The organism is Streptomyces sp. PSU-S4-23 (assembly GCF_055632315.1).
The window spans coordinates 3,056,159-3,081,028 of record NZ_JBVMUU010000002.1; the positions used below are offsets into that span (position 1 = coordinate 3,056,159).

Genomic DNA, 24,870 nt, shown 5'->3' on the forward strand with positions numbered 1-24,870 from the left:
GCCGGGTCGTTGCCTGGGCTACGGCTTCTGCGTCACCGGACCGGCAGCGCGGCCCGGTCCAGTTCGCCCGTCGGCGTCAGCGGCAGTCGCTCCACCGCCATGACCGCCGCGGGCACCATGTGTTCGGGCAGGCGGTCCGCCATGAAGGCCCGCAGTTCGTCCGCCACGTCCGCCGCCCCTGCGTCTGCGGCGGTGTCGGTGACGGCGTGGGCGTCGGTGACGGCGTCGGTGACGTCCGTGGGGACGATGTACGCGGCCAGTCCCCGCGTGCCGTCGGCGAGGTCATGCGGGACGACGGCCGCCCGCGCCACTCGCGGATGCTCCTCCAGCACCGCCCGGACGTCTGCGGGCTGGACCCGGAAACCACGGACCCGCACCTGGTCGTCGGTGCGGCCGACGTACACCAGCTCACCGGTCCGCGCCCTGCGGACCAGGTCACCGGTGCGGTACATCCGGCCACCGGCGGGGTCGAACGGGTTGGCCACGAAGCATGACGCCGTCAGGCCGGGGTGGTCCGGGTAGCCGCGGCCGAGACCGGCACCGGCGAGATACAGCTCGCCCGTCACCCGCGGCGGGACCGGCGCCAGTCCGGGACCCAGCACCAGCGCTTGGACGTCCGGCAACGGCTGCCCCAGGGGCGTGCTCCCGGTCGCGGTCCAGTCGTCCCCGTACGGGATCGCCAAGGTCGTGGCACAGCCGGTCTCCGGCTGCGCGTACCAGTTGAGCACCCGCACGCCCGGCAGTTCGGTGCGCACCCGGGTGACCAGTTCGGCCGGGAGCGCCTCGCCGGAGAACAGGACGGTGTCGATGCGGCCCGCCGGGCGGTCGGTCCGCGCGGCGAAGACGGAGGGCACCGTGCTGAGGACGGTCGTGCTCCAGGCGCCGTGCGCCGGCGAGCCCGCCGTGTCCCCGCTGACGTCGAGGCAGGCGCCCGTGGACAGGGCGGCGAACGCTTCGAGGATCCGTACGTCGAAACCCGCCGACCGGCAGGACACGATCCGCGCACCCGGCCCGATGCCGAGCTGGGCGGTCAGCCGCGCCACGACAGCGGTGACGTTCCGGTGGGTGATGGCCGTGCCGAGCGGGGCGGCGCCCGGTCCGGACGCGACGCCGGCGTACGCCAGGTGCTGCGGGCGCAGCGGCCGGCGCCGGTCGGCATCGGCCGGTGCGCGGTCCTCACCCTTCCGGGGATCGTCCAGCCACAGGTGCGGAACGTCCCACTCCGGGAGCGCGGCTGCGGCTTCGCGGTCGGTCACGACGGCCGACAGACCGGCCACGGCCGCCGCCCGGGCCGTGCCGGCGACCTGGTACGGCGCCTCGACCGGCAGGTACGCGCCGCCGGCCTTGGCCACCGCGAGCAGCGCCACCACCGACTCCAGCGGCCGCTTCGTCGCCACCGCCACCAGGCCGTCGGGCCCGACGCCCTTCTCGATCAGTTCGAACGCCAGGCGGTTGGCCCGGGCGTCCAGTTCGGCGTAGGTCAGCGATCGCGAGCCGTCCGTGACGGCGACCGCGTCGGGCGAGACGGCGACCGCGGCCTCGTACAACCCCGGCAGCGAGGACGGATCGTTCGCCGCCACCCGCGCCGGTCCGGCGGGTTCGGGCCGCTTCCGCTCCAGCAGCGACCGCTCCGCCGCGGTGAGCACCTCCACCGCGCCGACGGGCACCGCCGGGTCGGCGATGATCTGCTCCAGCACCCGCAGGTACCGCTCCGCCATCTGCTCGACGGCCGCCTGGTCGAACACGCCGCGCTGGTACTGCAGCGTCATCCGCAGCGGTTCCGGTGCCGCCATGAGGGTCATCGCGTAGTGGGTGCCCGTCGAGTACCGGAACCTGCTGATGGCCACGCCGGATTCGGACCCCGCCCCGCCTCCGGAGCCGTCCCACGGGTAGGACTCGAACACCACGACGCTGTCGAAGAGGGTCCGCAGGCCGGTGCCCTCCTGGATCTCCGCCAGGCTGTGGTGGTGATGGTCGAAGAGGACGCTCTGGCGGTCCTGCAGGTCCGTCAGCACCGTGGCCAGGGTGTCACCGGGGCTGTAGCGCACCCGGACCGGCAGGGTGTTGATGAACAGCCCCAGCATCTCGTCGACGCCGGCCAGCTGCGGCGGACGGCCGGAGACCGTCATCCCGAAGAGCACATCGTTACGGGCGGTCAGCTGGCCCAGCAGGATCGCCCACGCGCCCTGGACGACCGTGTTGATCGTCACGCCCATGTCGGCGGCGCGGCGTACGAGTTCGCGGGCGCCCTCGGAGGTCAGTCCCACCTCGACCCGGCCGATGCCGGCCGCGGTGTCCGCCTGCCGCGCCCGCGGCGCCAGGAGCGTCGGCTCCGTGACGCCCTCGAGTTCACCGGCCCACACCCGCGCGGACAGCTCACGGTCCTGCTGCGACAGCCACACCAGGAAGTCGCGGTAGTTCCGGGCGCGCGGCAGCCGCGAGGCGTCGCCGCGAGCCTCGTAGAGCTCGATCAGGTCCCGCAGCACCAGAGGCAGGGACCAGCCGTCGAACATCAAGTGGTGGCTGGTGACGACGAGTTCGAAGCTCTCCTCGTCCAGCCGGATCAGCGTGAGCCGGAACAGCGGCGCCAGCGCCGGATCGAAGTGCTCCCGCACATCGGCGGCCAGCAGTTCCTCCAGCCGGGCGGGGCGCTCGGCCTCGGGCAGGTCCCGCAGGTCGAACTCCTCCCACGGCAGCTCGACCCGCGCCGGGACGATCTGGACCGGTTCGCCGTCGGACACGAAGTCGAACGCCACGCGCAGGTTCGGGTGGCGGTCGAGCATCGCCTGTCCGGCCGCGCGCATCCGGTCCGGGTCCACGGGTCCGTCCAAGTGCAGTGTGAACTGCATCTGGTAGGGGTCGTACTCCTTGCCGACCAGCATCACGTGGAACAGCAGTCCGGACTGCATGGCCGTCAGCGGCCACAGGTCCACCGGGTGCGGGTGGCGCGCCTCCACGGCCTCGATCTCGGCCTGGCCCAGCGAGACCAGTGCGAGGTCCGAGGGGGTGAGGCCGCCCGCGCCCGGGCCGGCCGCGTGCCGGGCGAGACCGGTCAGGGCCTTCGTCCACAGGTCCGCCAGCTCCTGGACCTCCTCGCGGGTCAGGATCCCGCTCGCGAAGGTGAGCTGCGCGTTGAGGACCGGTCCCTGCTCGGTGTCGGTGACGACGGCGTTGATGTCGAGGGCGTGCGCGACCGGCATGTCGGCATCGAACTCGACGGACACGTCCTCGAACACGGGCAGCGGCGACCAGCCCCGGTCATCGGCGTTCCCGGACATGTCGGTGCCCGAGAAGCGGCCCAGGTAGTTGAAGCCGATCTGCCCGACCGGGAGCCGTGCCAGCTCGGGAGCGGTGTCGTCGTTCAGATACCGCAGCAGACCGTACCCGATGCCCTTGTCCGGAACCGCCCGCACCTGCTCCTTGACCGCCTTCACCGCACGGCCCGCACCACCGCCTCCGGCGAACGCGTCATCGAGATCGACCCCGGCGACATCGACACGCACCGGGTAGATCGTGGTGAACCAGCCCACCGTGCGCGACAGATCGGCACCCGGGACCACCGCCTCCTCACGGCCATGGCCCTCCATGTTCACCAGCACCGACGGCTCCACACCGCCACGAGCCCGCCGCCACGCGGCCACGGCCAGGGCCACTCCGGCGAGCAGTCCGTCGGCGGGGCCGCAGTGGAACGTCTCGGGCAGGGTGGTCAGCAGCGTCTCGGTCACCCCGGCGGGCAGCCGGAGCCGCACCTGGTCGGTGGTCGCCGCGATGTCACGTGCCGGGTCGAGGGGGCGTGAGCCGAGGACGGGGTCCGGCCCCTCCAGCACCGAGCGCCAGTACCCCAGCTCCGCGACGCGCTCCCCACACCGCGCCTCCTCGGCCAGCGCCGCACTCCACCGCCGTACCGACGTACCCACCCGCGACAACACCGGCACACGCCCGGCCGCCACCGCACCCCACGCCTCGACGAAGTCCGGCACCAGGATCCGCCACGACACACCATCGACCACCAGATGATGCGCCACCACCAGCAGACGCCCACCCGCCCCACCAACCGCACCCGCCACATCCGCGGGATCGGCTGTATCGGCCGCATCGGCCGCATCGGCCGCATCGGCCGCATCGGCCGCATCGGCCGCATCGGCCGCATCGGCCGCATCGGCCGCATCGGCCGCATCGGCCGGATCGGCCGGATCAAGCCACACGAACTGCAGCATCACCCCAGCCTCAGGATCCAGCCGGCCCAACGCCGCATCCAACTGGGCCGAGATCAGCCCACCCCACGCCCTCTCATCCACCACCCCCGCACACGACACCCGAGACACCAGAGCCGACACATCCACCGACCCCGGCTCACCCACCACCAAACCGGCCCCGGTCAGCCGCGACCGCCACACATCATGCCGGTCCACCACCGCACCCAACGTGGCGACCAGACCCCCACGATCCACACCGGCAGGCAGATCCAGCACCAGCCACTGCCCATACCGTCCGAACGAGCCACCCCGCTCCAGCATCCACTCCCCGACCGGAAGCAGACCCGCCTCGCCCACACCACCACCCTCAAGCTCCTCCAGCACACCCACCGCATCCAGGCCGCCGTTCGCCACAGCCACCACCGCCAGCGCCGCCACCGTCCGCGCCTCGAAAACCTCCCGCGGCGTGACCACCACACCCGCCTGACGCGCCTGCGTCACCACCTGGATCGAACGGATACTGTCCCCACCCAGAGCGAAGAAGTCGTCATCCACCCCCACCCGCTCCACACCCAGCACCTCAGCGAACACCCGCGCCAGCAACTCCTCCTCCACCGAGACCGGAGCCCGATACACCCCACCCGAGAACACCGGAGCCGGCAACGCCGCCTTGTCCACCTTGCCGTTCACCGTCAACGGCAACCCCTCCACCACCACAAACGCCGACGGCACCATGTACTCCGGCAACCGCTCCGCCACATGGCCGCGCAACTCGGCCACGATGTGGTCGGTGACGACGCCGTCCACGACGACCACGTCGTCGCGGAACTCCAGAACGCCGTCGATGGTGTCGCCGCCGGTGGCCGGCATCGACGCCGTCTGCGACTGCTGCGGAACGATGTAGGCGACGAGTCGTTTGCCGGTGTCGGTCACATCCGGAGCATCCGCGCCAAAACCGTCGGAACGAGCGACGACCACAGCCTGCGCAACAGCCGGATGCGACACCAGCACCGACTCGATCTCACCCGGCTCCACCCGGAACCCACGCAACTGCACCTGATCATCACTACGCCCCACATACAACAACTCACCCGCAGCCGACCACCGCGCCACATCCCCCGTCCGATACAACCGCCCACCCGGCGTGAACGGATCAGCCACAAACCGCGACGCCGTCAACCCCGCCCGACCCCGATACCCCCGCGCCACACCACAACCCCCCACATACAACTCACCCACCACACCCGGCGGAACCGGCAACAACCCCCCATCCAGCACATACACCCGCGCATTCGCCAACGGCACACCAATCGGCGACACACCCCCCGGCCACACACCCCCCGACCCCAACTCCAACCGCGTCACATGCACCGTCGTCTCAGTGATCCCATACATATTGACCACCGACGCAACCCGCACCCCCGGCACCCACCAGCCCTCCACCCGGGCCGGATCCACCGCCTCACCACCCAACACCACCAACCGCAACGCCGACCCACCCACCGCACGCTCCGGACGCGCCCCGATCAACGCATAAAAAGCAGCAGGCGTCTGACTCAGCACCGTCACCTTCCGCTCCAGCAACACCTCCCACAAATCACCCGGAGACCGCACCACATCCCACGACACCACCACCGTCGTGCCACCCGTCAGCAACGCACCCCACATCTCCCACACCGAGAAATCAAACGCCTGCGAATGACACCACGCCCACACATCACCCCGCCCGAAACCAGCCCAACCCTCCACCCCCGAAAACAGCGACCACACACTCCCGAACGACACCCCCACACCCTTGGGAACACCCGTCGAACCAGACGTGTAAATCACATACGCCAAATGACCCGAACACAGCGGCGCAACCCGATCCGCATCACACGGCGCACGACCCACCCCCGGCCGCGCATCCTCCACAAACACCCGCGGCACACCCACCGCCGGCAACACCCGATCCGTCACCCGATCCGTCACCACCACCCGCGGCCGCGCATCCGCAAACACATACTCCAACCGCACCCCCGAATACTGCGGATCAACCGGCAAATACGCACCACCCGCCTTCGACACCGCCAACAAACCCACCACCAGATCCACCGTGCGCCCCGTCGCCACCGCAACGACCACATCCGGACCCACACCACGCCCGATCAACTCGAACGCCAACGCATTCGCCCGCGCATCCAACTCGCCATACGACAACGACACCGAACCAGCAACCACCGCCACCGCATCCGGCGACTCCACCACCCGCGCCTCAAACACCTCCGGCAACAACAACCCGGCACCCCCAACCACCGAGCCACCACCACCCACCACCAACGACCGCTCACCCTCCAACAACACATCCACCCGCCCCACCAACACACCAGGCTCAGCCACCACCCCCTCCAACACCCGCACAAACCGAGCCACCAACCCCTCAGCCGAACCCCGATCGAAGAGATCCAGGGCGTATTCGAGGCTGCCGTGCAGTCCTTCCCCGTCCGGCGTGTCGTCCTCGACCAGACGCACCGTGAGGTCGAACTTGGCCGTCTCGTTCGGGATCGGTTCGACGGACACCCGCAGGTCCGACGATGCGACCGGGGGCAGGACGTCCTTGTTCCAGACGAACGCGACCTGGAACAGCGGGTGGTAGGCCGTGGAGCGCTCCGGGTTCAGCAGTTCCACCAGCCGCTCGAACGGGAGGTCCTGATGGTCGTAGGCGGCCAGTGCCTTGTCCCGCACCTGGTCCACGACCTGCTCGAACGACCGCCGGCCCGACAGGTCGACGCGCAGCACCCAGTTGTTGGCGAAGTAGCCGATCAGGTCGTTGAGGTTCTCGTCGGTGCGGCCGGCGATCGGTGAGCCCATGGTGATGTCGTCGCCTGCACCCAGCCGGGACAGCAGGGTGGCCAGCGCGGCCTGGAACACGATCGGGGGTGTCGCGCCGTGCTTGTGCGCCAGCGCCTCGACGGCCGCGGTCAGCTCCGGAGAGATCCGGAACTCGACGGTGCCGCCGCGATGGCCGGCCCGCGCCGGGCGGGGCCGGTCGGAGGGCAGGGCCAGCGGCTGCGGGGCGCCCGTCAGCTCTCGCCGCCAGTAGGCCAGTTGACGGGACGCCAGGCTGTCGGGGTCCGACACCTCGCCCAGCAGATCACGCTGCCACAGCGTGTAGTCCGCGTACTGGGCGGGCAACGGCTCCCACTGCGGGGCCGCGCCACCCGAGCGTGCCTCGTAGGCCGTCGTCAGGTCACGGGCCAGCGGTGCGATGGAGGCGCCGTCGCTCGCGATGTGGTGCATCAGGATGACGAGGACGTACTCCTGCGGACCCACCGCGAGCAGGCTGACCCGGATCGGGATCTCCGACTCCAGCTCGAACCGGTACGCCACCGCCTCCGCGACCGCGTCCGCCACCTGCTCCGGGGCCACCCTGCGGGTCGGGACGTCGATGGCGACCTCGTCGGCCGGCAGGATCCGCTGGAACGCCACACCCCGCTCGTCCTCACCGATCACCGTCCGCAGACTCTCGTGCCGCAGCACCACGTCCCGGACGGCCCGCGTCAGCGCCTCGGCGTCCAGCGGGCCGCGCAGCCGCAGCGCCACCGGCAGGTTGTAGGTCACCGAGGGGCCCTCGAACCGGTACAGGAACCACAGCCGGCTCTGCGCGTACGACAGCGGCAGCCGCTCGGGGCGGCGCGTGACGGGCTCCACCTGGGGCCGGGCCTTCGCCCCCGATTCCACGTGTGCCGCCAGCCGTGCCACCGTCGGGTGGTCGAACACCGCCCGGACCGGCACCTCCGCCCCGAACGCCCGCCTGACCTTCCCGATCAACCGCGTCGCCCGCAGCGAATGACCACCCAGCGCGAAGAAGTCGTCGTCGACACCGACCCGGTCGACCTCCAGCACCTCCGCGAAGATGCCCGCCAACAGCTCCTCCGCCGCCGACCCCGGCGCACGGTACTCACCACCCGAGAACACCGGAGCCGGAAGAGCCGCCCGGTCCACCTTGCCGTTCACCGTCAACGGCAACTCCTCCAGCACCACGAACGCCGCCGGCACCATGAACTCCGGCAACCGCTCCGCCACGAACGCCCGCAGCCCCGCGGCCACCACCTCATGGCTCCCGCCCTCGGCACCCTCCACGACCACGTAGGCGACCAGCTGCCGGGAGCCGTCGGCGACGTCGGTCTCGCGGGCCACGACGACGGCCTGGGCGACGGCGGGGTGCGCCGTCAGGACGGCTTCGATCTCGCCGGGTTCGACACGGAAGCCGCGCACCTTGACCTGGGAGTCGTTGCGGCCGACGTAGACGATCTCGCCCGACGGCGTCCAGCGGACCAGGTCACCGGTGCGGTAGAGCCGCTCGCCGTCGCCGAACGGGGCGGCCACGAAGCGCGCCGCGGTCAGAGCGGGGCGGTGCAGATAGCCGCGTGCCAGACCGGCGCCCGCTATGTAGAGCTCACCGACGACGCCGGGCGGAACGGGGGCGAGGCCGCTGTCGAGGACGTAGCAGCGCATGTTGTCCAGCGGCACGCCGATCGGCACGCCCGCCGACAGGTCCTCGTCGCGGGAGAAGGCGTGCGTGACCGCGAAGGTCGTGGTCTCGGTGGGACCGTAGCCGTTGACCACCCGGATGTCCGGGCAGTGCCGCCACAACTGCCGCAGCGTGGCGGGGGGCAGTGCGTCGCCGCCCGCCCACAGCCCGGTCAGGCCCTGGAGGCACGTGGGGTCCTGGTCGACGACGGTGGCGAACAGGCCGACCGACAGCCACAGCGCCGTCAGGTGGTACGTGGTCACCAGCTCGCGCAGCACCACCGCGTCCATGTCGCCCGGCGGGGCCACGACCGCGCAGCCGCCGGTCAACAGCGGAGCCCAGACCTCGAAGGTGCTGGCGTCGAACGCCTGGGAGGAGTGGACCAGCACCCGGTGGCCACCGGCGAACTGCCGGTCCGCGGCCAGCGCGACGATGTCCTCGTGGGTGACCGCGACGCCCTTGGGCACACCTGTCGACCCGGAGGTGTACATGACGTAGGCGAGCCCCGAGGCCGCGCACGGCCCGGTGGGCCCGGTCGCCGGAAGGTCGTCTTCCCGGGCCTCGGCCTCGGCCTCGACGAGGGTGCGCACGGGGATCCCGGTCCCCGGCACGGCCCCCGCCGACTCCGCCGCCGCCAGCACCAGCACGGGCCGGGCGTCGGCGAGCACGAACTCAAGGCGCTCACGGGGGTAGTCCACATCGAGCGGAAGGTAGGCGGCGCCGGCCTTCAGCACCGCCAGCTGCGCCACGATCATGTCCGCCGACCGTGGGATGGCGAGCCCGACCAGCGTCTCCGGCCCGGCGCCCCAGCGGTTCAGGGCCGCCGCGAGCCGGTCGGAGCGGGCGTCGAGCTCCGCGTAGGTGAGCGTGGAGTCCGCCCACACCACCGCCGGCGCCTCGGGTGTCCGCGCCGCCTGGGCCGCGAACCGCTCCGGCACCGTGAGCGGCGCCGCCTCGCGTGCGGTGTCGTTCCAGTCCACGAGCACGAGCTGCCGCTCGGCCGGGTCCAGGACCCCGATCGCGGTGATCGGGGCCTCAGGGGCGGCCAGGGCCTGCTCCAGCACCCGTACGAAGCGGGCCGCGAGCCGTTCGACGGTGCTCCGCTGGAAAAGATCCGTCGCGTATTCCAGGAACCCGCGCAGCCCGCCGCTGCCGCGGTCGTCCACGGACAGCGTCATGGTGAGGTCGAACTTCGCGACCGGATTGCCCTCCGCCATGTTCATGTGCGGCTCGAAGGTCAGTCCCGGCGCCGCCAGCCGCGGCCACATGTCCTCGTGCCAGACGAACATCACCTGGAACAGCGGGTGGTAGGACGTGGAGCGCTCCGGGTTCAGCAGTTCCACCAGCCGCTCGAACGGGAGGTCCTGGTGGGCGTGGGCGGCCAGCGCCTTGTCCCGGACGCCGTCCACGAGTTCGGCGAACGACCTGTGCCGGGACAGGTCCGCGCGCAGCACCCAGTTGTTGACGAAGAACCCGATCAGGTCCTCCAGGTCCTGGTCGGTGCGCCCCGCGATCGGCGATCCGATCGCCACGTCGTCACCGGCGCCCAGCCGGGACAGCAGCACCGCCAGTGCCGACTGGAGCACGATCGGCGCCGTCGCGCCGTGCTCGCGCGCCAGCCGCTCCACCGCGTCGGCCAGCGGAGCCCCGATCGCGAACTCGATGGTGTCGCCGCGGTGGCTGACCCGTGCCGGGCGGGGCCGGTCGGCGGGCAGCGCCAGTGGCTGCGGCACGCCTGCCAGCTCCTGGCGCCAGTAGGCGAGTTGACGGCTCGCCAGGCTGTCGGGGTCCGACACCTCGCCCAGCAGGTCGCGCTGCCACAGCGTGTAGTCCGCGTACTGGACCGGCAGCGGGGCCCACTCCGGCTCCCGTCCGCCCACCCGGGCGGCGTACGCGGTCACCAGATCACGTGTCAGCGGCGCCATCGACCCGCCGTCACCGGCGATGTGATGCATCACCAGCACCAGGACCGTGTCGTCCGGGCCGCCCCGCAGCAGGCTCGCCCGGACCGGGATCTCCGCACGCAGATCGAAGCGGTGGTCCAGCGCCTCGGCGACCGCCGCGTTCATCCCGTCGGGTCCGACCGTGCGGGTCACGACCTCGGCCACGGTCTCGTCCGCCGGCATGATCCGCTGGTGGGCGACGGTGTCCTCGTCCTCGTCGAACACCGTGCGCAGGCTCTCGTGCCGCAGCACCACGTCCCGGAACGCCGCGGTCAGCGCCTCCTCGTCGACCGTTCCGTGCAACTGCAGCACGACCGGCAGGTTGTAGGTCACCGAGGGGCCCTCGAACCGGTACAGGAACCACAGCCGGCTCTGCGCGTACGACAGCGGCAGCCGCTCCGGACGCGGCACCGGCTCGACCCGCGGCCGCACCGGTACGGCGGAGTCCGCTCCCGGCCCCACATGGGCGACCAGCCGTGCCACCGTCGGGTGGTCGAACACCGCCCGGACCGGCACCTCCGCCCCGAACGCCCGCCTGACCTTCCCGATCAACCGCGTCGCCCGCAGCGAATGACCACCCAGCGCGAAGAAGTCGTCGTCGACACCGACCCGGTCGACCTCCAGCACCTCCGCGAAGATGCCCGCCAACAGCTCCTCCGCCGCCGACCCCGGCGCACGGTACTCACCACCCGAGAACACCGGAGCCGGAAGAGCCGCCCGGTCCACCTTGCCGTTCACCGTCAACGGCAACTCCTCCAGCACCACGAACGCCGCCGGCACCATGAACTCCGGCAACCGCTCCGCCACGAACGCCCGCAGCCCCGCGGCCACCACCTCATGGCTCCCGCCCTCGGCACCCTCCACGACCACGTAGGCGACCAGCTGCCGGGTGACCTCGCCCCTCGCCCGGTCGCCGGCGCCCTCCCGCGCGATCACGGCGGACCGGGTCACCTGCGGGTGTCCCGCCAGGACCGTGTCCACCTCCCCCGGTTCGATCCGGAAGCCGCGGATCTTCACCTGGCCGTCGGCGCGGCCGACGAACCGCAGCTCGCCGGAGCGGGTCCAGCGCACCAGGTCGCCGGTGCGGTAGAGCCGCTCGCCGTCGCCGAACGGGCTGGCCACGAAGCGCTCCGCGGTCAGAGCGGGGCGGCCGAGGTAGCCGCGTGCCAGGCCGGCACCCGCGACGTACAGCTCACCGACGACGCCGGGCGGAACCGGGACGAGACCGGCGCCCAGGACGTACACCCGTGTGTTGTCCATCGGCACACCGATCGGCACGCCCGAGGACACGTCCTCGTCGGAGCCCAGCACATGGGTGAGGCAGCAGGTCGTGATCTCGGTGGGGCCGTACGCATTGGAGATCAGCGTGTCCGGGCAGTGCGTGCGCATCTGCTCCACCGTGGTGACCGGCAGCACGTCACCGCCCGTCCACACCTGGGGCATCCCGGCCAGGCTCGCCGGATCCTGCTCGACGACGGCCGCGAACAGACCGGTCGGCAGCAGCGTGCTGGTCACCTGATGCGCGGATATCAGCCCGCGCAGTGCCACCGCGTCGATGTCCCCGGGCGGCGCCACGACCAGGCAGCCGCCGGTCAGCAGCGGGATCCAGATCTCCCAGGTGGAGGCGTCGAACGACAGCGACGAGTGCAGCAGCACCCGCCGCAGGCCGGCGAACCGCCGGTCGGTGGCCAGCGCCACGATGTCCTCGTGCGTGATCATCACGCCCTTGGGGCCACCGGTGGAACCGGACGTGTACATCACGTATGCGAGGCTCGACGGCGCGGCCGGGACGGCCGGTGCGGCCGGGACGGCCGGTGTGGCCACCGGCCCCGCGTCGTCGCCGCCGTGGGAGCCCCCGGCGGTGTCGAGGTCGGCGAACGTCAACGCCTTGATCCCCGTTTGCGGCAGCACCCCCACCGACTCGGCGGCCGCCAGCGCCAGCACCGGCTTCGTCTCGGCGAACATGAACTCCAGCCGCTCGGGCGGATAGTCCACGTTGACCGGGAAGTAGGCGGCACCGGCCTTCAGGATCGCGAACATCGCCACAAGGAGCTCTACCGACCGCGGGAACGCCAGCACGACCACGTCCTCGGGACCCACCCCGTGATCCGCCAGCCGCGCCGCCAGCCGCGTCGACCAGGCATCCAACTCGGCGTAGGTCAGCGTCCGTTCGCCGTACACGACCGCCGGTGCGTGCGGCGTGCGACGGACATGGGCACCGAACACGTCGACGATCGTCCCCGCCACCGGCTCGCACGCGGTGTCGTTCCACTCCTCCAGCACACGGTGCGCCAGCGTCCCGTCCATCATCTCGACCAGACTCACCGGGACATACGGGTCGTCGACGACCGTACGCACAAGGGTGAGCAGCTGCTCCAGGAACAGCTCCAGGTCCGCTCCGCCGTACGAGGTCGCGTTGCCGTCGACGTAGACGGACATCCCATTGCCGGGGCGCGCGTCCCCCAGCATCGTGATCGAGAGGTCCTGCACGGCCCCGAACCGGATGTCGGTGATGCAGCCGCGGGCATCGCCGAAGTCCAGCTCCTCGACCCACGGAATGATGTTCAGACTGTGGCCGAAGACATTACCGCCGGCGTTCGAGACGCCGATCGCATTGCGGATGTCGGAGATCTGCATCAGCCCGTGCATCGCGACGGTCCGCGTCTGCTCCACCACGTCCTGTGCCACGTCGACGAAGCTCGCCGTCACCGGAACGGAGACACGCATCGGCACCACGCCGGACATGAGCCCCGGTGAGGAGGCGCTCACGCCGGAGCGGTTCGCCCCGGCGACACAGAACACGAACTCCCGCAGCCCGCACATCCGGCCGAAGAAGACACCGGCCGCGCCCGAGAGCAGACCGCTGACCGACATCCCGAGCGACTCGGCGACCTGCTCCCACTCGGTCAGCTCGGCGCGCGAGACGACGGCACTGCGGCGCACCAGTTCGGGTCGGCTGGAGCTGCGTTCACCGGGCAGCCGGGCCGGGTCGGGGAGGTCGGCGAGATAGTCCCGCCAGAACGCCTGGTCGGCCGTGAACCGGTCGGAGGCCCGGTACCGGGCGTCCTCCTCGGCGATCACTCCGGCACCGCCGAAGGCCGGCCCCGGCGCCGGACGCCCCGTCCGCGCGGCCGCGTACAGGTCGGCGACGCGCGAGACGAGCATCGACATGCCGAAGCCGTCGGTCACCAGATGGTGGAACCCCATGAACAGCCAGAAGCGCGACTGCGAGAGCCGGATCGTCCCCGCCCGGAACAGGATGTCGCAGTCGAGGTCGAAGACGGTGGACGCGGCGGACTCCACGAGCGCCCGGGCCGCCGCCTCCGGGTCGGGTGCGGCGCTGACGTCGTGGTGGAACGGCGCCCATCCGTCGGCGTCGACGACGACCTGACGCAACCCGTCCTCGAACTCACGGAAGCTGACACGCAGGACTTCGGCCTCGTCCAGCAGGGTACGGAATACGGTGTCGAACAACGCGACGTCCGGAACACCCTCCGCCTCGGCCACGAGGCACGGGTTGTTGGGAATATCCGGCGCCAAACGCTGCGCCAGCCACAGCTCCTCCTGCGCCGACGACATACCGAACGAACGCGAAGGATGCATGTCTACCCTCTCGGAAGTCGCGCGGCATAACACAATCGAGGGCCGCGGCCGTAACTTAAAGCCGTGCGTTCAGCCCGATCAACCCTGGTCAGCCACGGGTCGACCAAGGGTCGGCCAGAGCCCGTCCAGAGCTCGGGCGGAAGGCCGGCCAGGTGGAAATGGCCGTTGATCAGCGCCGGTTCGACGTGCGGAAGCCGAAGCGGGGTCGGGTGCGGAACTTCCGCACCCGACCCCGAAACGGTGTCTGGAAGATTCGGCTGATCAAGCCCGGCCGGTCACCGGAATCAATTGCTGGTGAAGATGTTCGGCAAGGGCCTCGGACGTCGGATTACTGTAGACGAGCATCGCGGGCAGAGCCAGGTTGGTCGCGACCTGAAGGCGATTGCGCAATTGAATGCCGCCGAGGGAATCCAGGCCCAGATGCTGAATGGGCACCATCGCCTCCACGTCCTCGGCACGATCGTGACCGAGCACCGCTGCCACATGCGTGGTGACCAGCTCCACCAGCAGCCGGCGCTGCTCCTCCGGCTCGGCGCCGCGCAACCGGGACACCAGTTGCGAGGCCGACTCCCCGGCCGCCGCACTCCGACGCACCCTCGGCACCAGCTCTCCCAGCAGCTGGGGCAGTTCACCTGCGGCCGCCAGACGGCGCAGTGCCGACAGGTCCCACCGGACGCCCACCACGTGACCGGCGCCCCCGGACACCGCCGCGTCGAACAGCTCAAGGGCCTGCCCCGTACCGAGCGCCAGCACACCCTCGCCGCGCTTGCGCTCCACCCCCTCGGCACCGAGGTGCCCGGTCATCGCGCTGTCCAGCGCCCACAGGCCCCAGGAGATGGACTGTCCCGCAAGCCCCGACCCGCGCCGGTACTGGGCGAGCGCGTCCAGGAACGCGTTGGCCGCGGCGTAGTTGCCCTGCCCCGGACCACCAAGAACACCAGACAGCGAGGAAACAACGGAGAACAACGTCAGCGGCAGATCCTTCGTAGCCTCATGCAGATACCACGCCCCATCCGCCTTCGCCCCAAGAACCCCGTCAATCCGCTCAGGCGTCAAAGACCCGATCACACCATCGTCCAGCACCCCCGCCGCATGAACCACACCACGCAACTCGAACCCGTCCGGCACGGACGCCACCAAACCCGCCACCGCCGACCGATCCGACACATCACAAGCAACCACACGTACCTCAGCACCGGCCGCTTCCAGATCAGCCACCAACTCCGGCACACCCTCAGCCGCCACACCACGACGAGACGCCAGAACAACACATCCGGCACCGTGCACCTCCACCAACCGACGCGCCAACACCGCACCGACCCCACCGGTACCACCAGTGACGATCACCGCACCCTCCACGCCGACCACGCCCTCCACAGGCTCCGACAAGACAGCGCGGACCAGACGAGCCGCGTGCACCACGCCGTTGCGGACAACCACCTGCGGTTCACCCAGCCCGGCCACAGCAGCCACACCCGCCACATCGGCATCGGCATCAGTATCGATCAGCACGATCCGGCCGGGATTCTCCGACTGCGCCGACCGCACCAGCCCCCACACCGCCGACCCCGCCACATCACCGACGTCCTCACCCGGCAGACCAACCGCACCCCGCGTCACCACAGCAAGCACCGAACCCTCAGAAGAAGACGACGCCAGCCACGACTGCACCACCCCCAACACCCCATGCACCGCCTCATGCATCGAGGCGACCACACCACCACCCGACTTCGAAACCCACTCCCACACCACCACCGACGGCACCGAATCCCCACCCGACACCGACACCGGCACCGGCACCGGCACCGGCGACCAGCGAACGTCGTACAGACCGTTGGGGGCCGTACTCGCGGCGGCGGCCGCCATCGCCCGCTTCGACACCGGCCGCGTCACCAACGAGTCGATTCCCAGGACCAGGGCACCGGCCTCATCGGTGACCTGAATCGACACCGCGTCATCGCCGGCCGGGGCGATCCGTACGCGCACCGAGGACGCGCCCTCCACGCTGAGGGAGACGCCCTCCCAGGCGAAGGGAACGCGCACCTCGTCCGATTCCACGCCCGTGTCTCCGGCGTCCACCGCGCCCAGAAGCCGGGAGTGCACCACGGCGTCCAGCAGGGCGGGATGGATTCCGAACCCGCTCACGTCCATTCCGGACGGAACACTCACCTCGGCGAAGACTTCCTGACCCCGCCGCCAGGCCGCGCGCACACCTCGGAACACGGGTCCGTACCCGTAGCCCTGCCCGGCGAGTTCGTCGTAAGCCGCCTCCACGTCAACCGCTCGCGCTCCCACCGGAGGCCAACGCTTCACACCGAATGTGGGCGCCGACGCGACGGCCTGGTCCGTCACCACCGCCTGCGCGTGGAGCGTCCACGACCCATCGGTGTCGTCCGCCGGGCGGGAGTGGAACGACACCATGCGGTCACCGGACTGGTCGGCCTCGGCGACCGTGACGTTCAGCTGCACACCACCGGTCGTCGGCATCACGAGCGGCTGCTGCAGGGTCAGCTCCCTTACGACGGAGCAGCCCACCTGGTCGGCGGCGTGCAGCGCCAGTTCGACAAAGGCGGCACCCGGGACGATCACATGCCCGAACACGGTGTGGTCCGCCAGCCAAGGGTGGGTCCGCAGCGACTCCCGACCGGTCAGCAGCACGCCGTCAAGGGCGGGGAGCTCCGCCACCGCGCCCAGCATCGGGTGCGTTGCCGTGGTCAGCCCCGCGGATCCGACGTCCGTGGACTGGGCCGACTGCGTGACCCAGAAGCGCTTGTGCTGGAAGGGGTAGGTCGGCAGGTCGACCCACCGGCCGTCCGCACCGTAGACGGTCCAGTCCACCCGGCCGCCGGACACATACAGTTCGGCCGCGGAGCTGACGAAGCGGTCGAGGCCGCCCTCGCCACGGTGCAGCGTGCCCACGACCGTCGCGGGGCCCGCCGTCTCACAGATCTCCTCCAACCCCACGGTCAGCACCGGATGCGCGCTGACCTCGACGAGGAATCCGTGCCCGTCGGCGAGCGCGGCACGCGTGGCCTCCTCGAAGCGCACGGTCTGACGCAGGTTCTCGTACCAGTAGTTCGCGGTCAGTGCGGCCGTGTCGAGGACCGCTCCGGTCACCGTCGAGTAGAACGGAATCTCCGACGAACGCGGGACTACGTCGGCCAGCGACTTCAGGAGGCGTTCACGCAGCGTCTCCATCTGTGGCGAGTGCGAGGCGTAGTCCACCGCGATGCGCCGGAATCTGATCCCCGCCTCCTCGCAGTCGGCCAGGAACGCCTCCAACTCGTCGCAGGCGCCGGACACGACCGTCGTCGACGGGTTGTTCACCGCCGCCACCGTGAGCGTCGTCGTGTCCGTCAGTCCTGCGCGGACCGCGGACACCGGGGCCATGACCGACACCATCGTGCCGGTGCCGGCCACCTCGGTCAGGGCGATGGACCGCAGCAGCACGGTGCGTGCCGCATCCTGGAGGCTCAGGCCTCCGGCGACGTAGGCGGCGGCGATCTCTCCCTGCGAGTGCCCGATCACCGCGTCCGGCACGATCCCGAACGACCGCCACTGCGCCGCCAGCGACACCATGATCGCGAAGAGGACCGGCTGGACGACGTCGACGCGGTCGATGTCCGGGGCGTCGGGTTCCCCACGCAGCGCATCGAGCAGCGACCAGTCGACGAACTCGGCGAAGGCTTCGGCGCAACGGTTCATCTCCGCGGCGAAGACGGGTGAGGTATCCATCAACTCACGGCCCATGCCCAGCCACTGAGAACCCTGACCCGGAAACACGAACACGACTCCGCCGCCACTGCCCGCACCGGCGGGGACGGAGCCGGTCACCACGCCCGGGTTCTCACGGTCGGCGGCAAGGTCGGTGAGCGCAGTCACCAACTCCCGACGGTCGGCACCCGAAACCACCGCCCGATGCTCGAACACCGAACGACACGACAGCGAAAACGCCACATCAGCAATACCGGCTTCGAAACCCTCCCCGGCAAGCCAGTCGGCCAACACCCCCGCCTGCCCGACCAACGCCTCCCGCGTCCTACCCGACAACACCCACACACCACCCGCCGAAGCGGAATCCGGAGTAGAGGAGGTAGAGGTGGTGGTGACCTCCGCGGTGATCTCCGGGGCCTGCTCGATAATGACGTGCGCGTTCGTACCCGACAGACCGAACGAAGAGACCGCGGCACGGCGCGGGCGGTCCACCTCCGGCCACGCACGCTCAGCCCTCAGCAGTTCCACACGCCCCGCAGTCCAGTCCACCCGCGAAGAAGGCGCATCCACATGCAGCGTCCGCGGCAGCACCCCCCGCCGCAACGCCTCAACCACCTTGATCACACCACCCACACCCGCAGCCGCCTGCGTGTGCCCCACATTCGACTTCAGCGACCCCAGCCACAACGGCTCCGCACCAGCCGGACGCTGACCATAAGTGGCAAGCAACGCCTGCGCCTCGATCGGATCCCCCAGCACCGTCCCGGTGCCATGCGCCTCCACCACATCCACATCGGCCACACCCAGCCCCGCCGACGCCAGCGCAGCACGAATCACCCGCTGCTGCGAAGGACCATTCGGAGCCGTCAAACCATTCGACGCACCATCCTGATTCACCGCCGAACCCGCCACCACCGCCAACACCGGATGACCATTGCGACGGGCATCCGACAGCCGCTCCAACAGCAGCACACCCGCGCCCTCACCCCAACCGGTACCGTCCGCACCCTCCGCAAACGCCTTGCACCGGCCATCCACCGCAAGACCACGCTGCCGCGAGAACTCCACAAACGTCTCCGGCGTCGCCATCACCGTCACACCACCGGCAAGCGCCACATCACACTCACCCGCACGCAACGCCTGCACCGCAAGATGCAACGCCACCAACGACGACGAACACGCCGTATCCACCGACACCGCAGGCCCCTCAAGCCCCAGCACATACGACACCCGGCCGGATATAACCGACCCCATGACGCCTGTACTGAATGCTTCGGCGCCGTCGGCTATACCGTCACCAGCCCTGATGTAGTCCTGGGACATCACGCCGGCGAAGACTCCGGTCCGCGACCCCCGCAGACCGGCCGGGTCGATACCGGCCCGCTCGATCGCCTCCCAGCACACCTCCAGCATCAACCGCTGCTGCGGATCCATCGCCACAGCCTCACGCGGCGAAATCCCGAAGAAGGCGGCATCGAAACCCGCCGCATCGGCAAGGAACCCACCCCGGCGTACGTAGGTCTTGTCCCACGCCTCGGGATCCGGATCGAACACCGCGTCCACGTCCCAGCCGCGGTCGGACGGGAAGTCCCCGATGCCGTCCGCGCCGGACGACACCAGATCCCACAGACCCTCCGGAGACACCACACCCCCCGGATAACGACACCCCATCCCCACCACCACAACAGGGTCGGTGCCCAGGTCGGGCATCGTGGACGCAGGGAGCTCCGGGGCCGCGGCCGTGAGCTGGTCACCCGGCATCAACTGCTCAAGCAGAAAGTCCGCCAGGACCTGCGAGGTGGGGTAGTCGAAGACGAGCGATGCCGGGAGGCTCAGCCCGGTCGCGTTCTGAAGTCGGTTACGGACGCTGATACCGCCCAGGGAATCGAGCCCGAGATCCTTGAACGCCACAGTGGCACCCACCGCAGCGGCACGATCGTGCCCCAGCACCGCCGCCACGTGCGTGGTGACCAACTCGGTCAACAGCCGGCGCCGCCCGGCCAGGTCGACTGTCCGGAGCCGGGACACCAACTGCGACACCGACTCCCCCACCGCCGCGGTCCGGCGCACCGCAGGCACCAGATCCGTCAGCAGCGGAGCCAGCTCACCGGCACCCGCCAGACGACGCAACGCAGGCAGATCCCACCGAACGCCCACCACATGCCCCGCGCCCCCGGACACCGCCGCGTCGAACAGTTCCTCTGCCTGTGTCCCGCTCAGCGGCAGCACACCGCCGGCACGAATCTGCGCGATCTCTTCCGCATCCAGTCGACCGCCCATGCCACCGTGTTCGGCCCACAGGCCCCAGGAGATGGACTGTCCCGCAAGCCCCGACCCGCGCCGGTACTGGGCGAGCGCGTCCAAGAACGCGTTGGCCGCGGCATAGTTGCCCTGCCCCGGACCACCAAGAACACCAGACAGCGAGGAAACAACGGAGAACAACGTCAGCGGCAGATCCTTCGTAGCCTCATGCAGATACCACGCCCCATCCGCCTTCGCCCCAAGAACCCCGTCAATCCGCTCAGGCGTCAAAGACCCGATCACACCGTCATCCAGCACCCCCGCCGCATGAACCACACCACGCAACTCGAACCCATCAGGCACGGACGCCACCAAACCCGCCACCGCCGACCGATCCGACACATCACAAGCAACCACACGTACCTCGGCACCGGCCGCTTCCAGATCAGCCACCAACTCCGGCACACCCTCAGCCGCCACACCACGACGAGACGCCAGAACAACACATCCGGCACCGTGCACCTCCACCAACCGACGCGCCAACACCGCACCGACCCCACCGGTACCACCAGTGACGATCACCGCACCCTCCGCGCCGACCACGCCCTCCACAGGCTCCGACAAGACAGCGCGGACCAAGCGAGCCGCGTGCACCACGCCGTTGCGGACAACCACCTGCGGTTCACCCAGCCCGGCCACAGCAGCCACACCCGCCACATCGGCATCGGCATCGGCATCAGTATCGATCAGCACGATCCGGCCGGGATTCTCCGACTGCGCCGACCGCACCAGCCCCCACACCGCCGACCCCGCCACATCACCGACGTCCTCACCCGGCAGACCAACCGCACCCCGCGTCACCACAGCAAGCACCGAACCCTCAGAAGAAGACGACGCCAGCCACGACTGCACCACCCCCAACACCCCATGCACCGCCTCATGCATCGAGGCGACCACACCACCACCCGACTTCGAAACCCACTCCCACACCACCACCGACGGCACCGAATCCCCACCCGACACCGACACCGGCACCGGCGACCACGCCACCTCATAAAGACCATCCGGAGTGGTGCTGACAGCAGCGGCGGCCAACGCCTCCTGCGACACCGGCCGCGTCACCAACGAGTCGATTCCCAGGACCAGGGCACCGGCCTCATCAACGACCTGCACCGACGCCGCATCAGGCCCAGCCGGTGCAATCCGCACCCGCACCGAGGACGCACCCACCGCATGCAGCGAAACCCCCTCGAACAGGAACGGGACCCGCACCCCGTCCACCCCCGAGCCCGACCCCGCAGCGATCAGGAGCGGGCTATGGACCACCGCGTCCAACAGAGCAGGATGGATCCCGAACCCGCTCAGGTCCACTCCGACCGGAGTGCTGACCTCAGCGAAGATCTCCTCGCCTCGCCGCCAGACCCCGCGCACCCCGCGGAACACCGGCCCATACCCATAGCCCTGACCGGCAAGCCCCTCATACGCAGACTCGACATCGACCACCCGCGCCCCCACCGGCGGCCACACCGACTCCGACCACACCTGCCCATCCGCAACAGCAGGACCCAGCACTCCCTGGGCGTGCAACTGCCACGGCCCCTCACCAGCATCCGAACGGCCGTGAATCCCCACCTGACGCAGTCCCGCATCATCCGGTTCGCCGACCACCACATGGACCTGGACACCACCACGATCCGGCAACAACAAAGGCGCCGTCACCGCCAGCTCCCGCACCACCGGACACGCGACCTCATCACCCGCCCGCACCGCCAGCTCCACCCACACCGACGCCGGCACCATCACACGCCCAAACACCTCATGATCAGCCAGCCACGACTGACCACCCCGGGACAACTGCCCCGTCAACACCACACCCGAAGACCCCGGAGAAGCCACCACCGCACCCAGCACCGGATGCCCCGCCGCAACCAAACCCACAGCAGCGGGATCCCCAGACCGCACGGAGGGCGTCAGCCAAAAACGCTCACGCTGAAACGCATACGTCGGCACCCCCACCCACCGACCACCCTCACACCACCGAGCCCACGACACCGGAAGACCAGACACAAACAACTGCCCCAGCCCCGACACCAACGCCCGCGACTCCACACCACCACGCCGCAACAACGACACCACAACCGGCGCCCCGACCCCCTCAACCCCCTCCACGGTCGCCGACACCGCAGACACCAACACCCCAGGCCCCAACTCAACAAAAACACCAGCACCCCGCCCCGCCAAAAACCTCACCGAATCAGCAAACCGCACCCCCTCCCGCGCATGCCGCACCCAATAATCCGCCGACCCATACCCCAACCCCACATCCGCCAACTGCCCCGACACATTAGAAACCAGCCCCACCCCACCAACCGGAGCCACCACCCCAACCCCAGCCGCAACCTCCCGAAACTCCTCCAACACCGAATCCAACAACGGCGAATGAAACGCATGCGACACCGCCAACGCACGCGTCGAACAACCAACCCGCTCCAACTCCACAACAGCAGCATCAACCGCAGCCCCAGCCCCCGAAATCACCACCGAACCCGGAGAATTCACCGCCGCCACAACCACCGGCCCCAAATCCCCCGACACACCCCCCAAAACCTCCTCCACCACCTCAACCCGACCCGACACCGCCACCATCACACCAGCCCCAGCCCCCTGCATCACCCGCCCACGCGCCACCACCAAACGCGCAGCATCCTCCAACGACAACATCCCCACCACATGCGCCGCAGCAATCTCCCCCACCGAATGCCCCACCACAAAATCCGGCGACACACCCCACGACCGCAACACACGAAACAACGCCACCTCAACCGCAAACAAAGCAGGCTGCGCAAACTCCGTCCGCTCCAACAACCCCCCATCACAACCCCACATCACATCCAACAACCGATGCCCCCACCACCGGTCAACCTCACCCGCAACCACCTCCAACTCAGCAGCAAACTCAGGAACCGAAGCAGCCAACTCCCGCCCCATCCCCAACCACTGAGAACCCTGACCCGGAAACACGAACACGACTCCGCCGCCACTGCCCGCACCGGCGGGGACGGAGCCGGTCACCACGCCCGGGTTCTCACGGTCGGCGGCAAGGTCGGTGAGCGCAGTCACCAACTCCCGACGGTCGGCACCCGAAACCACCGCCCGATGCTCGAACACCGAACGACACGACAGCGAAAACGCCACATCAGCAGTACCGGCTTCGAAACCCTCCCCGGCAAGCCAGTCGGCCAACACCCCCGCCTGCCCGACCAACGCCTCCCGCGTCCTACCCGACAACACCCACACACCACCCGCCGAAGCGGAATCCAGGGTGGGGATATCTACGGCGGTCTCTGCGGCGGTCTCCGGGGCCTGCTCGATGATGACGTGCGCGTTCGTACCCGACAGACCGAACGAAGAGACCGCGGCACGGCGCGGGCGGTCCACCTCCGGCCACGCACGCTCAGCCCTCAGCAGTTCCACACGGCCGGCGGACCAGTCCACCCGCGAAGAAGGCGCATCCACATGCAGCGTCCGCGGCAGCACCCCCCGCCGCAACGCCTCAACCACCTTGATCACACCACCCACACCCGCAGCCGCCTGCGTGTGCCCCACATTCGACTTCAGCGACCCCAGCCACAACGGCTCCCCACCAGCCGGACGCTGACCATAAGTGGCAAGCAACGCCTGCGCCTCGATCGGATCTCCGAGAACGGTGCCGGTGCCGTGCGCCTCCACCACGTCCACATCGGCCACACCCAGCCCCGCCGACGCCAGCGCAGCACGAATCACCCGCTGCTGCGAAGGACCATTCGGAGCCGTCAAACCATTCGACGCACCATCCTGATTCACCGCCGAACCCGCCACCACCGCCAACACCGGATGACCATTGCGTCGGGCATCCGACAGCCGCTCCAACAGCAGCACACCCGCGCCCTCACCCCAACCGGTACCGTCCGCACCCTCCGCAAACGCCTTGCACCGGCCATCCACCGCAAGACCACGCTGCCGCGAGAACTCCACAAACGTCTCCGGCGTCGCCATCACCGTCACACCACCGGCAAGCGCCACATCACACTCACCCGCACGCAACGCCTGCACCGCAAGATGCAACGCCACCAACGACGACGAACACGCCGTATCCACCGACACCGCAGGCCCCTCAAGCCCCAGCACATACGACACCCGGCCGGATATGACCGACCCCATCACACTGGTGCTGAAGCCCTCGGCGCTGTCGCCCGCCGCGTCTCCTAGCTGGGCGTAGTCCTGGGACATCACGCCGGCGAAGACTCCGGTCCGCGACCCCCGCAGACCGGCCGGGTCGATACCGGCCCGCTCGATCGCCTCCCAGCACACCTCCAGCATCAACCGCTGCTGCGGATCCATCGCCACAGCCTCACGCGGCGAAATCCCGAAGAACCCCGCGTCAAAACCCGCCACATCGGCAAGGAACCCACCCCGGCGTACGTAGGTCTTGTCCCACGCCTCGGGATCCGGATCGAACACCGCCTCCACATCCCAGCCGCGGTCCGACGGAAACTCACCGATGCCATCCCCACCCGACGACACCAGATCCCACAGACCCTCCGGAGACGCCACACCCCCCGGATAACGACACCCCATCCCCACCACCACAACAGGGTCCGAGTTCTTCGCGAGTAGCCGC

1 protein-coding gene and 1 pseudogene are annotated in these 24,870 nt (G+C 69.8%); both read right to left on the reverse strand.

The window, feature by feature from the left end; genetic code table 11:
* Window positions 1-32: 32 nt before the first annotated feature.
* Window positions 33-14,255, reverse strand: coding sequence for a non-ribosomal peptide synthetase (locus tag ACZ79I_RS14295; RefSeq protein ID WP_471497528.1), 14,223 nt, complete (start codon window positions 14,253-14,255; stop codon window positions 33-35).
* Between the two features lie 261 nt (window positions 14,256-14,516).
* Window positions 14,517-24,866: pseudogene (locus ACZ79I_RS14300) on the reverse strand (type I polyketide synthase); the annotation flags it as partial.
* Between the last annotated feature and the right edge of the window lie 4 nt (window positions 24,867-24,870).